General features: G+C 67.6%; 10 protein-coding genes and 1 pseudogene. 4 read left to right on the forward strand and 7 right to left on the reverse strand.

What is annotated here, in order from left to right; all coding sequences use genetic code 11:
• Positions 1-200: 200 nt before the first annotated feature.
• Positions 201-1,169, reverse strand: a pseudogene (locus tag ACK42S_RS01640) (quinone-dependent dihydroorotate dehydrogenase); the annotation flags it as partial.
• Positions 1,170-1,235: 66 nt separating this feature from the next.
• Between ACK42S_RS01640 and rpiA the strand changes: the two are divergent.
• Positions 1,236-1,895, forward strand: a complete 660-nt coding sequence (gene rpiA / locus ACK42S_RS01645; protein WP_409702571.1) for a ribose-5-phosphate isomerase RpiA — start codon at positions 1,236-1,238, stop codon at positions 1,893-1,895.
• A 51-nt stretch (positions 1,896-1,946) separates the two neighbouring features.
• On the opposite strand, the gene ACK42S_RS01650 is transcribed toward rpiA, so the two are convergent.
• The 5 genes from ACK42S_RS01650 to ACK42S_RS01670 all read right to left on the reverse strand — a co-directional run bounded on the left by ACK42S_RS01650 (position 1,947) and on the right by ACK42S_RS01670 (position 8,737).
• On the reverse strand, positions 1,947-2,579 hold the full coding sequence (locus ACK42S_RS01650; RefSeq protein WP_409702573.1) for a glutaredoxin domain-containing protein: 633 nt from the start codon (positions 2,577-2,579) through the stop codon (positions 1,947-1,949).
• Positions 2,580-2,613: 34 nt separating this feature from the next.
• Complete coding sequence (locus tag ACK42S_RS01655) at positions 2,614-4,635, reverse strand: M3 family metallopeptidase (protein ID WP_409702575.1); 2,022 nt, start codon at positions 4,633-4,635, stop codon at positions 2,614-2,616.
• Positions 4,632-5,489: a bifunctional methylenetetrahydrofolate dehydrogenase/methenyltetrahydrofolate cyclohydrolase FolD gene (gene folD, locus ACK42S_RS01660; protein ID WP_409702577.1), complete on the reverse strand. Its 858-nt coding sequence runs from the start codon at positions 5,487-5,489 to the stop codon at positions 4,632-4,634. Before folD ends, ACK42S_RS01655 begins: the two co-directional genes overlap by 4 nt.
• Positions 5,490-5,561: 72 nt before the next feature.
• Positions 5,562-6,185: a response regulator transcription factor gene (locus tag ACK42S_RS01665; RefSeq protein WP_409702579.1), complete on the reverse strand. Its 624-nt coding sequence runs from the start codon at positions 6,183-6,185 to the stop codon at positions 5,562-5,564.
• Positions 6,186-6,193: 8 nt separating this feature from the next.
• Positions 6,194-8,737, reverse strand: a complete 2,544-nt coding sequence (locus ACK42S_RS01670; RefSeq protein WP_409702581.1) for a PAS domain S-box protein — start codon at positions 8,735-8,737, stop codon at positions 6,194-6,196.
• Between the two features lie 407 nt (positions 8,738-9,144).
• On the opposite strand from ACK42S_RS01670, the gene aceE reads away from it, so the two are divergent.
• From aceE to lpdA, 3 genes are read left to right on the forward strand one after another with little or no spacing between them, the layout of a single operon-like run.
• Positions 9,145-11,862: a pyruvate dehydrogenase (acetyl-transferring), homodimeric type gene (aceE, locus tag ACK42S_RS01675; RefSeq protein ID WP_409702583.1), complete on the forward strand. Its 2,718-nt coding sequence runs from the start codon at positions 9,145-9,147 to the stop codon at positions 11,860-11,862.
• A 23-nt stretch (positions 11,863-11,885) separates the two neighbouring features.
• A complete protein-coding gene (gene aceF / locus ACK42S_RS01680; RefSeq protein WP_409702585.1) occupies positions 11,886-13,538 on the forward strand; it encodes a dihydrolipoyllysine-residue acetyltransferase in 1,653 nt (550 codons plus the stop codon).
• A gap of 10 nt (positions 13,539-13,548) precedes the next feature.
• Positions 13,549-15,333, forward strand: a complete 1,785-nt coding sequence (gene lpdA, locus ACK42S_RS01685) for a dihydrolipoyl dehydrogenase (protein ID WP_409702587.1) — start codon at positions 13,549-13,551, stop codon at positions 15,331-15,333.
• 13 nt (positions 15,334-15,346) lie between these two features.
• On the opposite strand, the gene ACK42S_RS01690 is transcribed toward lpdA, so the two are convergent.
• Positions 15,347-15,577, reverse strand: a complete 231-nt coding sequence (locus tag ACK42S_RS01690) for a hypothetical protein (protein WP_409702589.1) — start codon at positions 15,575-15,577, stop codon at positions 15,347-15,349.
• Positions 15,578-15,668 lie beyond the last annotated feature (91 nt).

The raw sequence follows: 15,668 nt of genomic DNA on the forward strand, positions 1-15,668 counted from the left end.
TGGTAGCAGAACTCGCCGTCGTAGTCGTCCTCGACGATCCACGCCCCGGCCTGGCGGGCGGCCTCCAGCAGCGCCAGCCGGCGCTCCAGGCTCAGGGTGCTGCCCAGGGGCTGCTGGTGGGAAGGCGTGACGAACGCCAGCCGGAACTGCGGAGCCAGCCGCAGTCCTTCCTCCACCATCATCCCTTCGTCATCGACCGGTACCGGCACCAGGTCGGCCCCGGCAGCGATCTTCGCGCGGGCGTCCTCCCCGCTCATCACGCCGCCCACGCCGATGATGGGATAGTCCGGGCCCAAGGCGGCCCGCAGGGCGGCGATCACGCGGTTGCTGGCATCGAACACCGGGCGGCCGCTCAGCCCCCCGGCTTCCTGCCCGTGGGGCAGATGGGCGACCGCCTTGCGCTCGATGGTGGTGTTGGTGGCGATCACGCCGTCGATGCCATGGCGCCGCAAGGAGGCGGCGATCACGCCGATCTGGGCCTCGTCCAGATCGGGGGCGATCTTCACGAACATCGGCACCGAGCGGCCCTGGGCCTGCACCAGCGCCTGGCGGCGCGCCTGCAGCGCGCCCAGCAGCTCGTCCAGGGCCTGGTCCGACTGCAGCGAACGCAGGTTCTGGGTGTTGGGCGAGGAGATGTTCACCGTGACATAGTCAGCGTGCGGGAAGACGCCTTCGAGCCCGATGAGGTAGTCGTCCACGGCGCGCTCGATCGGCGTGCTGGCGTTCTTGCCGATGTTCAGACCCAGGATGCCGCCGCTGTCGCGAAAGCGCGAGCGGCGCACGTTGTCCAAGAAGGCCTCGAGCCCGTCGTTGTTGAATCCCAGCCGGTTGATCAGCGCATCGGCTTGCGGCAGGCGGAACATGCGCGGCTTCGGGTTGCCCGGCTGCGGCAGCGGTGTGACGGTGCCCACCTCGATGAAGCCGAAGCCGAGGGCGGCCAGGCCGTCGATGCAGCGGCCGTTTTTGTCCAGTCCGGCCGCCAGCCCCACCCGGTTGGGAAAGCGCAGGCCCGCCACGGTGACCGGATCGTCCACGCGCGATTGCCCATAGACGCAGGCCAGCGGTGTGCGCTGCGTGCGTGCCAGCGCGGCAAGGGTCAGCTCATGGGCGTGTTCGGGATCCAGGCCGAAGAGGAAAGGGCGGGCGAGGGCGTAGGGCAAGAGGGACATGGGCGGTCGGTCCGGGATAATCGCGGGATTGTCTCAAACGCGCGGGCACTGCGGCCCTTCGATCCCATGACGCAAGACGAACTCAAGGCCCTGGTGGGGCGAGCGGCCATCGAGCATGTGGTGCCCGGCAGCATCGTGGGCGTGGGTACCGGTTCGACGGTGAACTGCTTTATCGACGAGCTGGCCCGCATCAAGGACCGCATCCAGGGAGCGGTGTCCAGCTCGGTGCGCAGCACTGAACGCTTGGTGGCACACGGCATCCCGGTCTTCGACGCCAACGAGGTCACGTCGCTGCCGGTCTACATCGACGGGGCGGACGAGATCGACCACCGAGGCCACATGATCAAGGGCGGTGGGGCCGCGCTCACGCGCGAGAAGATCGTGGCCGATCTGGCGCAGCGTTTCGTCTGCATTGCCGATGCCTCCAAGCTGGTGCCCACCCTGGGACGCTTTCCACTGCCGGTGGAGGTGATTCCGATGGCGCGGGCCCAGGTGATGCGCCGCCTGGCCGCCCTGGGGGGGCAGCCGAAGCTGCGCGAGGGGGTGGTGACCGACAACGGCAACCTGATCGTCGACGTGGCCGGCCTGCGCATCGACGATCCGTTGGCGATGGAAACCGAGATCAATCAGTGGCCCGGGGTGGTCACCGTGGGAATCTTCGCCCGCCACCGGGCCCATCTGTGTCTGCTGGGCACGCCCGAAGGCGTGCGTGCGCTCAGCTTCTGAAAAGCCGTGGCGCCGGCGGGCGCACCCGCCGGCTGCGCTGCGGGAGGGTAATCAGAAGCGGAAGCCGGGGGGCGCGTTGCCAGCTGGCGGCAACGGTGCGGCCGGGCTGATCTGACCATCGGCAGGGCGCGCCTCGGGGGGGGCGGCCGGGGCAGGTGCCGGGGGCGCCAGGGGCGTGGCCTCGGCAAAACGATAACCGGAAGGCAGCCGCGACTGCTTGGGATAGCCCGCCGCATCGAGGTAGCCGTTCCAGTCGCTGCTCGAGTAGCCCTTGATCCGCTGGGCGCCGATGGTGAGCAGGGGCACCTCGTTGCTGCCGGCCAGTTTCTTCAGGGCCTCGGCATCGGCGGCGGTGGTGATGCTGTACTCGGTGTGCGGGATGCCGCGCTGGCGCAGCAGGTTGCGTCCGGCATCGCAGGGTTGGCAATCCCCCGAGGTGTAGAGCACGACGGGGTAACGCGCCACGACTTGGCGCAGCTCGAAGGGCAGGGCCGCGTCGGGGCCGGACGCACCGCCGCTGCCCGGCGTGCCGACGGCACGCACCTGGCCCGCCTGCGCAGGCGGCCGGTCGGTGTAGGTGATCTTGCCGTCCGGGCCCACGACCTTGTACGTGGCGTGTGCAGCCGTGCTGGCCAGCAGGCCGAACAGCAGGCCGAAGGCCTCGCGTCGAACCGTTCGCTTCATGCGCCCTCCTCGTCGAATCAAGGCGGATGCTAGCTCAGGCCATGCCCTGGTGGCGTAACAAGGCGTCGATGCGGGGCTCCCGGCCGCGAAAAGCGCGAAAGCTTTCCTCGGCCGGGCGGCTGCCGCCCACCTCGAGGATCTGCTCGCGATAGCGCCGCCCGGTGGTCACGTCGAGCACACCGGCCTCCTCGAAGGCTCCGTAGGCATCGGCGCTGAGCACCTCGGCCCACTTGTAGCTGTAGTAGCCGGCCGCATAGCCGCCTGCGAAGATGTGCGAGAAGCTGTGCTGCATGCGGTTGAACGGTGGTGGCGGGAAGACGGCCACCTCGGCGCGCACCTCGTCGATCACCTGCTGGATGCGTTCCTGGCTGCCAGGCTCGGCATGCAGGCGCATGTCGAACAGCGCGAACTCGATCTGGCGCAGCGTCTGCAGGCCGCTCTGGAAGTTTTTGGCGGCCACCATCTTGTCGTAAAGGGCCCGCGGCAGCGGCTCGCCGGTGTCCACATGGGCGGTCATGTGTCTGAGCACCTCCCATTCCCAGCAGAAGTTCTCCATGAACTGGCTGGGCAGTTCCACCGCGTCCCATTCCACGCCCGAGATGCCGGCCACGCCGATGTCGTCGACCTGGGTGAGCAGGTGGTGCAGCCCGTGGCCGAACTCATGGAAGAGCGTGAGCACGCTGTCGTGCGTGAGCAGGGCCGGCTTGCCGCCCACACCTTCGGCGAAGTTGCACACCAGGTGGGCCACCGGGGTCTGCAGGCGGCCATCGGGTCGGGCCCAGCGGCCGCGCACGTCGTCCATCCAGGCGCCCGAACGCTTGCCCTGGCGGGCGTAGGGGTCGAGGTAGAACTGGCCCACGAGCTGCCCGCCGCGCTCGATGCGGAAGAAGCGCACGCTGGGGTGCCACACCGGGGCGGTATCGGGGCGGATGGCCACCTCGAACAAGGTCTCGACGATCTTGAACAGGCCCTCGAGCACCTTGGGCTCGGTGAAGTACTGTTTCACCTCCTGGTCGCTGAAGGCGTAGCGCTTCTCCTTGAGCTTCTCGGACGCATAGGCCAGGTCCCAGGCGGCCAGTTCGGGCAGGCCCAGCTCGGCGCGGGCGAACTCGCGCAGTTCGGCCAGATCGCGCTCGGCATGGGGCCGTGCCCGGCGCGCGAGATCGCGCAGGAAGTCGAGCACCTGCTGCGGCGACTCGGCCATCTTGGGCACCAGGGACACTTCGGCGAAGTTGCGATAGCCCAGCAGCTCGGCTTCCTCCTGGCGCAGGGCCAGCAGTTCGCGCATCAGCGCGGAATTGTCGTGCTCGGGCTCACCCAACTCGGAGGCGCGGGTGACATAGGCGGTGTAGAGCCGCTCGCGCAGCGAGCGGTCCTGCCCGTACTGCATCACCGGGAAATAGCTCGGGAACTGCAGCGTGAGCTTGTAGCCGTCGCGCCCGTCCGCTTGGGCCGCCTGTCGCGCAGCCTCCCTCGCATCGTCGGGCACGCCGGCCATCTCGGCCTCGCCGGCGTAATAGGCATAGGCGTCGGTGGCGTCGAGCACATGCTCGGAGAACTTCTGCGACAGCTCGGCCTGGCGTTCCTGGATCTGCGCGAAGCGGACCTTGGCCGGCCCGCGCAGCTCGGCACCTGAGAGCACGAAGTCGCGTATCGCGTTGGACAATGCACGCCGTCGTGCCGGCCGCAGCTCACGCGCAGCCGGGCTGGCGGCCACGGCCTTGTACTTGGCGTACAGGCGTTCATCGGCGCCCAGCCGGGTGTGGAACTCGGTGATGCGCGGCAGGTTCTCGTTGTAGGCCGCACGCAGCGCCGGGCTGTCGGCGACCGAGTTGAGGTGGCTCACGGCTGCCCAGGCGCGCCCGAGGCGTTCGGTGGCCACGTCGAGCACGGCCGACAGGGCCTCATAGTCGGCCGGCACGGCTTCGCTGACGGCACGCTCCAGGGCCTCGTTGGCGGCGGCGAGCAGTTCGCTCACGGCCGGCGTGACATGCTCGGGCCGGATCGCATCGAAACGGGGCAGGTCGGTGAAGTCGAGCAGAGGGTTCGGATTCATCGCATCCGGGCCGCGCGTTCCGCAGCCTCCAGGGTGTTGACCAGCAACATTGTGATGGTCATCGGTCCAACCCCACCGGGCACGGGGGTGATGGCCGAGGCCACCTTCGACACCCCGTCGAAGTCCACGTCACCGCAGAGCTTGCCATCGTCGTTGCGGTTCATGCCCACGTCGATGACCACCGCGCCGGGCTTGACCATGTCGGCGGTGAGCACGTTGCGCCGGCCCACGGCCGCGACGATGATGTCGGCCTGTCGGGTGTGGTGGGCCAGGTCCGGCGTGGCGCTGTGGCAGATGGTGACGGTGGCGTGAGCCTGCAGCAGCATCAGGGCCATGGGTTTGCCGACGATGTTGGAGCGGCCGATCACGACGGCATGCTTGCCCTTGGGGTCGCAGCCGATGGATTCGAGCATCTTCATGCAGCCGTAGGGCGTGCAGGGCTTGAACCCGCTTTGGCCGACCATCAGCGCGCCGGCGCTGGCTACATGGAAGCCGTCGACGTCCTTGAGCGGAGAGATCGTCTCGATGACCTTGTGGGCATCGATGTGAGGCGGCAGGGGCAGCTGCACCAGGATGCCGTGAATCGCGGGGTCCTGGTTGAGCGCCTCCACACGCGCCAGCAGGTCGGCCTCGGACAGCGTGGCCGGGTACTGCTCGAGCACCGAGTGCAGGCCGTTGTCCTGGCAGGCTTTGACCTTGTTGCGCACATACACCTGGGAGGCCGGGTTGTCGCCCACCAGGATGACCGCGAGCCCGGGGGTATGGCCCTGGGCGGACAGGGCGGCGGCCCGGCGGGCCACGTCGGCGCGGATCTGCCGGGACAGGGCGTTGCCGTCGATGAGTCTTGCGGTCATGGGGAGTCCTTGAGTGCGATGCCGGAAACGAAAAAGGCCGCTGTCACAGCGGCCTCGGGATGGGGGCAGGCGTCAGACCTTGGCCTGCGCGCCCAGGGCGATCTTGAGCAGGTCGGCCACGGTGTTGGCGTTGAGTTTTTCCATGATGTTGGCGCGGTGCGCCTCCACCGTCTTGATGCTGATGCCCAGGTCGTCGGCGATTTGCTTGTTGAGCCGGCCGGCGACGATGCGATCGAGCACCTGGGCTTCGCGGGTGGTCAGGCGCGAGAGCAGGGCGTCGCGGCTGGCGGCTTCCTGCTGCTGGGCGAACAGCGTACGAGCCTGCTCGAGCATGCGCTCGACCAGGGAGACGAGTTCCTCTTCCTTGAAGGGCTTCTCGATGAAGTCCATCGCCCCCTTCTTCATCGTGTTCACGGCCATGGGCACGTCGCCGTGGCCGGTGATGAAGACGATGGGCAGGGGGGAGCGTCGCTCGATCAGGCGGTCTTGCAGTTCCAGGCCGCTCATACCGTCCATGCGGATGTCGGCGATCAGGCAGGCCACCTCGCGCGGGTCGAAGCGCGAGAGGAAGGATTCGGCGGAGTCAAAGCACTTGACACGGTAGTCCTTGCCCTCGAGCAACCATTGCAGCGAGTCGCGCACGGCTTCGTCGTCATCGACGACATAGACGGTGCCTTTCTTGGGGATCAGGCTCATGGGTGCATTCAGCTAGGGTTGGAGATCTCTACCGGCAAGGTGAAGCTGAACCGGCAGCCGACGACGCTCGGACCATTGTATAAGTTCTCGGCCCGTATCCGGCCATGGTGCGACTCGATGATCGAGCGGCACAGCGACAGGCCGATGCCCAGGCCGTCGGACTTGGTCGAGAAGAAGGCCTCGTACATCCGGCCGAGCACCTCCTCCTTCAGGCCGGGGCCTGAGTCGGTGACGCTGAACTCGATCACGCCGCCCTCGTCGGAGGTATGGCGCGGCACCACCCGCAGTTCGATGTTGCGACGCGACGGCGGCAGCTTGGCGCTGTCGATAGCCTCGGCCGCGTTCTTCAGCAGGTTGAGCAGCACCTGCTCGATCAGGATGGGGTCGACCATCAAGGGCGGCAGGCGCTGGGCGACATAGGTGTGGATGCTCACGTTGCGCCGCCGCAGCTCGATCATCGCCAGTTCGACGGCGTCGTCCACGATCTCGCGGGCTTGCGAGGGCTGGCGCTGGGGCTCGCTCTTCTTCACGAAGGCGCGGATGCGGTGGATGATCTGCCCGGCGCGTTGGGCCTGCCTGGCGGTCTTCTCCAGTGCGGCGAGCAGGTCGGCGTCCTTCATCCCGCCGGCCTTGACCCGGGAGATGATCCCGTTGCAGTAGTTCGAGATGGCTGTTAGCGGCTGGTTGAGCTCATGGGCGACCGACGAGGCCATCTCGCCCATCGTGACCAGGCGGCTGGTGATCTGGGCCTGGTCGGCCTGGCGGGCGGCCTGCTCCTCGGCGCGCACCCGGGCCGTCACGTCGGTGGCGATCAGCATCTGGGCGAGCCGGCCGTCGGTCCACTGCAGGTAGCGCGATCGCACGTCGAACCAGCGTCCGAGCGACTCGACGTACACCTCGCGTGGGTCCGAGCCGGTTTCGGTCAGCTCCTGCGTGGGCAGGCCGCCGAAATGGTCCACGGACTCGTCATCGGTGTCGGGCAGCACCGGCACGGACTCGGACTCCCGGGCGCCAGCCAGCAGGGCATGTCCCTTGCCGTCGGTGCCGAACCACAGGCGGTAGGAGCGGTTGGCGAACAGCAGCTCGCCTTGCTGCACCGACACCACCGAGACGGCGGCATCCAGCCCCTCCAGCACCGTGGTGAAGCGTTCGTGCGAGGCGGAGAGTTGGTCGCGGATGCGTTTGGCCTCGGTGATGTTGGTCATCGAGGTCATCCAGCCCGTCTGGTTGCCTTTGGCGTCGATCAGCGGCGAGACGTACATGCGTGCATCGAACTGGGTGCCGTCCTTGCGCATCACGCGCACTTCGATGCCTCCGGGCGGGCTGCGCCCTTGCAGCTCCTGCTCGAACAACCGGCGGCTTTCCTCCATGCGGTCGGGCGGCCAGTGAGGGAAGGGGGGCGTGCGCCCCACCAGCTCGGCCTCGGAGAACCCCGTCATCGAGCAGTACGCGGCGTTCACGTAGGTGATGCGGCCTTCCATGTCCATGGCACGCATGCCGGTGAGCATGGAATTCTCCATCGCACGGCGGAAGTTGGTCTCGGCCACCAGCGCCTGCTGCACCTGCAGGCGCCGGCGCATGTGCCGCCAAGTGCCCAACAGCATCCACACGGTGAGCACGCTCAGCGCGGTCACCATCCAGAACAGCGTGTTGCTGATCAGTCCCACCGAGGTGCGGTAGCCCACGCCCCGCAGGATCAGCCCGTTGCCCACCGGCGCGACCGGGATGTCGTGATGCAGGGCGTCGCGGCGGGCTTCCCGCCCTGGGTCGCGCGAGACGGTGCTGGCCAGCACGCGGCCGTTGGCGTCGAGCAGCATCATGCCGTGACGGTTGGCTACCTCGGTGGGCACGAAGTAGCGCAACAGGGCCTCGACCGAATACTCGGCCACCACGGTGCCGGCAAAGGTGGCGCGGTCCACCAGCGGTACCTGGACCTGCACGACGTGCAAGCCGGCCTCGGTGGCGTAGGGTCGGGAGTACACGGGCAGCCGCAGTTCGCGGGCGGTTTCGAAGGCCCATTCGGGCTCGTTACGCACCAGGCCGTCGGCCGAGGCCGCAGACGAGGCCGGGGCCGGCGTTTCGGCATAGCGGCTGCCCATGAAGCTGTGGCTGGGCGAGACATGGCTGGCATGCCGGGTGCGGTCGGCCTGCAGCCAGCTCAGGCTGACCAGTTCGGGGCGCTCGCGCGCCAGGGTCGTCGCCTGGCCGATGAACTCGTCGGCATCGATCGCGCCGGTGGTGACCTCGCGTGCGAGCCGCACGAGCTGCTCCTGGTTCTCGATCAGGCGCAGGCGGATCTGGTGCTGGGCCACCTCGGTGTCGCGTTTGACCGACTCCTGCTCGCGTTCGATCTCCTCGATGCGCAAATACCAGAACGCCGTGATGATGGCCGCCAGGAACAGCAGCACGGACACCAGCGGGCCAAGCGTGGCGAACCGGTCCTGGCGGGCGGGCGATTGGCGGCGCCACCAGGCGCGCAGCAGGCGCCGCTTGGACGGGGGTGACCCCGTCTCGTGGGTGCTCAAACGGAACTCGGAATGGGGCACGGACATATCCGGAATTATCGAGTGCTCCCAGCGCCGGGCCGAACCCGGCCCGCCCCCCGTGGGGGGCAAGCAAACCGGGGAGCGGCCCGGCGTTGCCTCGACCGCCGCAGGCAGCCGCTGCGGGGCTGCTCCGATCCCAGGTGCGGGACAGGCCCCTTGTGGAGCCTGCGCGGCTGCGCCACAGTGGGCCGTCACCGTGGCGCGGGCGCCGGATCAGAGGGGAAAAGAACGGGCGTTCGACATGATTTTATTATGTGAAAACTGCTCGCACTATTTGAAAAAACAGCGATCTGTGCCACACTCGCGTTGGAACCCGGCGGTGGGCGCGGCCGCGCATGCGCGTGACCGCGTCCCGCACCGCGTGATGCGCACGGCCGACCGGGAGGCAGTCAACCCATGAGCTGGAGACAAGCATGTCCGCGATGCCCCAACCCCCCGCCGCCCCGGCGGCCAACGATGCCGACGCCCAGGAAACCCGCGAATGGCTCGATGCGCTGACGGCCGTCATCGAGCGCGAAGGCCCCGAGCGCGCGCACTACCTGCTCGAGCAATTGCTCGAGGAGGCCCGCCAGCACAGCGTGGACATGCCGTTCTCGGCCACGACGGGCTATGTGAACACCATCGAGCCCTCGGAAGAGGCGCACAACCCGGGCAACCTGGAGCTGGAAGGCCGACTGCGCGCCTACATGCGCTGGAACGCGATGGCCATGGTGGTCAAGGCCAACCGGCTCAATCCGCCCGACGGGGGGGATCTGGGGGGGCACATCAGCTCCTTTCAATCGCTGGCCCACATGTTCGCCGTGGGCTTCAACCATTTCTGGCACGCCGACGACACCGATGAGGGAGGCACCCATGGCGGGGATCTGCTCTACATCCAGGGCCACAGCGCGCCGGGCATCTACGCGCGGGCCTTCATGGAAGGGCGCCTGAGCGAGGAGCAACTGCTCCACTTCCGCCAGGAGGTCGACGGCAAGGGCATCTCCAGCTACCCGCACCCCAAGCTGATGCCCGAGTTCTGGCAGTTCCCCACGGTGTCGATGGGGCTGGGCCCGCTGATGGCCATCTACCAGGCTCGCTTCCTGAAGTACTTGCACGCGCGCGGCATTGCCGATACCTCCAAGCGCAAGGTGTGGGTGTTCTGCGGCGACGGTGAGATGGACGAGCCGGAGAGCCTGGGGGCCATCGGCCTGGCCGCGCGCGAAAAGCTCGACAACCTCATCTTCGTCGTCAACTGCAACCTGCAGCGCCTGGATGGTCCGGTGCGGGGCAATGGCAAGATCATCCAGGAGCTCGAAGGCGAGTTCCGCGGCTCGGGCTGGAACGTGATCAAGCTGCTGTGGGGGCGCGAATGGGACGCCCTGCTGGCGCGCGACAAGGATGGCGCCCTGCGCAAGATCATGATGGACACGCTCGACGGCGACTACCAGGCCTTCAAGGCCAACGACGGGGCCTATGTGCGCAAGCATTTCTTCGGCCGTGACCCGCGCACGCTGGAGCTGGTGGCCAAGATGAGCGACGAGGACATCTGGGCGCTGCGCCGCGGGGGGCACGACGCGCAGAAGGTCTATGCCGCCTTCCACCGTGCCTATCACCACGAGGGCCAACCCACCGTCATCCTGGTCAAGACGGTCAAGGGCTACGGCATGGGCAAGGCCGGAGAGGGCAAGAACACGGCCCACCAGACCAAGAAGCTCTCGGACGAGGACATCCGTTACTTCCGCGATCGCTTCAACATCCCGATTCCTGACAGCGAGCTGCCCAAGATTCCTTTCTACAAGCCGGCCGACGACACGCCGGAGATGAAGTATCTGCACGCGCGCCGCAAGGCCCTGGGTGGCTACCTGCCCAAGCGCCGGCCGCGCAGCACCGAGAGCTTCACCGTGCCCTCGCTGGAGACCTTCAAGGCTGTCCTCGAGCCCACGGCCGAGGGGCGCGAGATCAGCACCACCCAGGCTTACGTGCGCTTCCTCACGCAACTGCTGCGCGACCAGGCCCTGGGTCCGCGCGTGGTGCCCATCCTGGTGGACGAGGCGCGCACCTTCGGCATGGAAGGTCTGTTCCGCCAGATCGGCATCTACAACCCCGAAGGCCAGAAATACACCCCGGTCGACAAGGACCAGGTCATGTACTACAAGGAGGACAAGGCCGGCCAGATCCTGCAGGAAGGCATCAACGAGGCGGGCGGTATGGCGAGCTGGATCGCTGCAGCCACGTCGTATTCGACGAACAACCGCATCATGATCCCCTTCTACATCTATTACTCGATGTTCGGCTTCCAGCGCATCGGGGATCTGGCTTGGGCCGCCGGCGACATGCAGGCGCGCGGCTTCCTGCTGGGCGGCACCTCGGGGCGCACCACGCTCAATGGCGAGGGCCTGCAGCACGAGGACGGCCACAGCCACATCCTGGCCAGCACGATCCCGAACTGCGTGAGCTACGACCCCACCTTTGCCCACGAAGTGGCCGTGATCATGCAGCACGGTCTCAAGCGCATGGTCGAGAAGCAGGAGAACGTCTTCTACTACATCACCCTGCTCAACGAGAACTACGCCCACCCCGGCCTCAAGCCCGGCACCGAGGAACAGATCATCAAGGGCATGTACCTGCTGCAAGAAGGGGCGAAGATGCCGCCGCAGGTCAACCTGCTGGGCAGCGGCTCCATCCTGCGCGAATCGATCTTCGCCAAAGAACTGCTCGAACGCGACTGGGGCGTGTCGGCCAATGTGTGGAGCTGCCCGAGCTTCAACGAACTGGCGCGCGAGGGCCAAGATTGCGAGCGCTGGAACCTGCTGCACCCCGAGCAGACCCCGCGTGTGCCTTTCGTGGCCCAGCAGCTCGAACCCTATGCCGGCCCGGTGGTCGCCTCCACTGATTACATGAAGAACTACGCCGACCAGATCCGTGCCTTCTTGCCCAAGGGACGCATCTACAAGGTGCTGGGCACCGACGGCTTTGGCCGCAGCGACTTCCGCAGCAAGCTGCGCGAGCACTTCGAGGTCAACCGCCACTACATCGTCGTGGCCGCGCTCAAGGCGCTGGCCGAAGAGGGCACCGTGCCGCTGTCGCGCGTGTCCGAGGCGATCCGCAAGTACGGCATCAACACCGAGAAGATCAACCCGCTGTACGCCTGAACAACAAGAACGGGGACAAGAACATGGCATTGATCGAAGTGAAGGTGCCCGACATCGGGGACTTCAAGGACGTCGAGATCATCGAGCTGCTGGTCAAACCCGGCGACACCATCTCGGTGGAGCAGAGTCTGGTGACAGTGGAGAGCGACAAGGCGTCGATGGAGATCCCCTCCACGCATGCCGGCGTCGTGCGCGAGCTCAAGGTGAAGCTGGGCGACAAGGTCAGCGAAGGCAGCGTGTTGCTGGTGGTGGACGCTGAGGGGGCTGCAGCCGCGCCTGCACCTGAGCCGGTGGCTGCGCCTGCGCCGGTGGCAGCCGCCGCGCCCCCGCCGACTCCGGCACCGTCGCCGGCCGCGTCGGGCGGTGTGGTCGAGGTGGTCGTGCCCGACATCGGGGACTTCAGCGATGTGGCGGTGATCGAGCTGCTGGTCCAGCCCGGCGACACCATCGTGCCCGAGCAGAGCCTGATCACGGTGGAGTCCGACAAGGCCTCGATGGAGATCCCGTCGTCGCATGGCGGTGTGCTCAAGGCGCTGAAGGTGGCGGTGGGTGACAAGGTGTCCAAGGGCACACCGATCGCCCTGATCGAGACGGCGGGCGGCACGGCTGCTGCGGCGCCATCTGTTCCCGTTGCGGCGCCCGCCACGCCGGTTGCGGCACCGGCCCCGGCCGCTGGGCCTGCATCCGTCGTGCCTGCACCCACGCCCACGCCAGCCATCGTTTCGCCCGCATCGCCCGGGTCACTGCCCCATGCCTCCCCCAGCATCCGCCGGCTGGCGCGGGAGCTGGGCGTGCCGCTGGCCGAGGTGCCCGGCACCGGCCCGAAGGGACGCATCACCCAGGACGACGTCCACCGCTTCGTCAAGCAGGTCATGGCCGGCGAGGTCCACACCCAGGCCCAGAAGGCCAAGGCGCCGGCCGCGGCGGCAGGAGCGGGGAGCTTCCCCGGCCTGTTGCCCTGGCCGCAGGTCGATTTCAGCAAGTTCGGCCCGGTGCAGCGCAAGGACCTTTCGCGCATCAAGAAGATCAGCGGCGCCAACCTGCACCGCAACTGGGTGATGATCCCGCACGTCACCAACCACGACGATGCCGACATCACCGAGCTCGAAGCCTTCCGCGTGCAGCTCAACAAGGAAAACGAGAAGAGCGGCATCAAGGTGACGATGCTGGCCTTCCTAATCAAGGCCTCGGTCGCGGCCCTGAAGAAGTTCCCCGAGTTCAACGCCAGCCTGGATGGCGAGCAGCTCGTACTCAAGCAGTACTACCACATCGGCTTTGCGGCCGACACGCCCAACGGCCTGGTGGTGCCGGTGATCAAGGATGCCGACAAGAAGGGCATCCTGCAGATCAGCCAGGAAATGAGCGAGCTGGCCGCCAAGGCCCGCGAAGGCAAGCTCAGCCCGGCCGAGATGAGTGGTGGCTGCTTCTCGATCTCGTCGCTGGGCGGCATCGGGGGGCGTTACTTCACCCCCATCATCAACGCGCCCGAGGTGGCCATCCTGGGTGTATGCCGCTCGACCATGGAGCCCCGCTGGGATGGCAAGGCCTTCCAGCCTCGCTTGATCCTGCCGCTGTCGTTGAGCTGGGACCACCGCGTCATCGATGGCGCGGCTGCCGCCCGCTTCAACGCCTATCTGGCTTCGGTGCTGGCGGACTTCCGCCGGGTGATGCTGTAAGGAGCGCGGCATGTCCATCATCGAGATCAAAGTTCCCGACATCGGCGACTTCAAGGACGTGGGCGTCATCGAGGTGCTGGTGAAGCCCGGCGATACGGTGAAGGCCGAGCAGAGCCTCATCACCGTGGAGTCGGACAAGGCGTCGATGGAGATCCCTTCTCCCCTGGCCGGCGTGGTGAAGGAGCTGCGGGTGAAGGTGGGTGACACCGTCAACGAGGGCTCGGTCATCCTGCTGTTGGAAGCACAGGAAGCCGGTGCGGCGGCACCGACGCCTGTTTCTGCACCCGCTCCCGCTGCTGCGCCAGCGCCCGTTGCCACAGTGGCCCCTGTGGCCCCTGTGGCCTCCACCTATGCCGGCGGCGCCGACCTCGAGTGCGACATGCTCGTGCTGGGCGCGGGCCCCGGCGGCTACTCGGCAGCCTTCCGTGCAGCCGACCTCGGCATGAAGGTGGTGCTGGTGGAGCGCTATGCCACGCTGGGGGGGGTGTGCCTGAACGTGGGCTGCATCCCGTCCAAGGCGCTGCTGCATGTGGCGGCGGTGATGGACGAGGTGAAGCACTTCGCCGACCTGGGGGTGAGCTTCGGCGAGCCTGCGGTGGACCGCAGCAAGCTGCTGGCCCACAAGAACAAGGTGGTGGGCAAGCTCACCGGGGGCCTGGCCGCCATGGCCAAGATGCGCAAGGTCACCATCGTGCGTGGCTACGGCACCTTCGTCGACCCGCATCACGTGCAGGTCGAGGAAACCACCGGCGAGGGCCAGGACAAGACCGGCAAGACGCAGACCATCCGCTTCAAGCAGGCCATCATCGCGGCCGGTTCGCAGGCGGTGCGCCTGCCCTTCCTGCCCGACGACCCCCGCATCGTCGATTCGACCGGCGCGCTGCAGTTGCAGCATGCCCCGAAGCGCATGCTCATCATCGGCGGCGGCATCATCGGCCTGGAGATGGGTACGGTGTACTCCACCTTGGGCGCCCGCCTGGACGTGGTGGAGATGCTCGACGGCCTGATGCAAGGCGCCGACCGCGACCTGGTGCGCGTGTGGCAGAAGATGAATGCCCCGCGCTTCGACCACATTCTGCTCAAGACGAAGACCGTGGGCGCCCAGGCGACGGCCGACGGCATCCTCGTGAGCTTCGAGGGTGAGGCTGCGCCGAAGGAGCCGCAGCTTTATGACTTGGTGCTGCAGGCCGTGGGCCGCAGCCCCAACGGCAAGAAGATCGGCGCCGAGAAGGCCGGCGTGGCGGTGAGCGACCGCGGCTTCATCCCGGTGGACCTCCAGATGCGCACCAACGTGCCGCACATCTTCGCGATTGGCGACATCGTCGGCCAGCCCATGCTCGCGCACAAGGCGGTGCATGAGGCCCATGTGGCAGCCGAGGTGGCCGCGGGCCAGAAAGCGGCCTTCGATGCCCGGGTGATCCCCAGCGTGGCCTACACCGACCCCGAGGTGGCCTGGGTGGGCCTGACCGAAGACCTGGCCAAGGCCGAGGGCCGCCAGGTGAAGAAGGGTCTGTTCCCTTGGACGGCCTCGGGCCGGGCCATCGCCAACGGCCGTGACGAGGGCTTCACCAAGCTGCTCTTCGACGCCGAGACCCATCGCATCGTGGGGGGCGGCATCGTGGGCACCCACGCCGGCGACATGATCGGCGAGATCGCGCTGGCCATCGAGATGGGCGCCGACGAGGTGGACATCGGCAAGACGATCCACCCCCACCCCACGCTGGGCGAGAGCATTGGCATGGCCGCCGAGGTGGCGCACGGCACCTGCACCGACGTGCCGCCGGCGCGACGCTGACCCGGGGCGCCGGTCAGAACTTGAACTTGACGCCGACCGTCAGCCCCGGCTCGGGGTGGCGGTCGCCGTTGTCCACCAGGCGGGCGTTCATCCACCAGCGGTCCGACACCGGGGGCCGCAGATCCAGGCCGCTGGCTGGACGCTCGGGACTGGCCCAGGCCAGCGGCGCAGCGCGGGACGCCCCCATCGGCTTGGGCGTGGACGCTGCATCGGCGAGCTGAAGATTGAGCGCCGGCGGGCTCACGGGAGCTGGCCGGGCAAGACGTTGCTGTTGGGGCGTCTTGGTCGTCGACACCTTCTTCCGGGCCGGCTGCGGTATTGCCGGACCCGTTGCC

The organism is Caldimonas sp. (assembly GCF_046289365.1).
GTDB lineage: Bacteria > Pseudomonadota > Gammaproteobacteria > Burkholderiales > Burkholderiaceae_C > Caldimonas.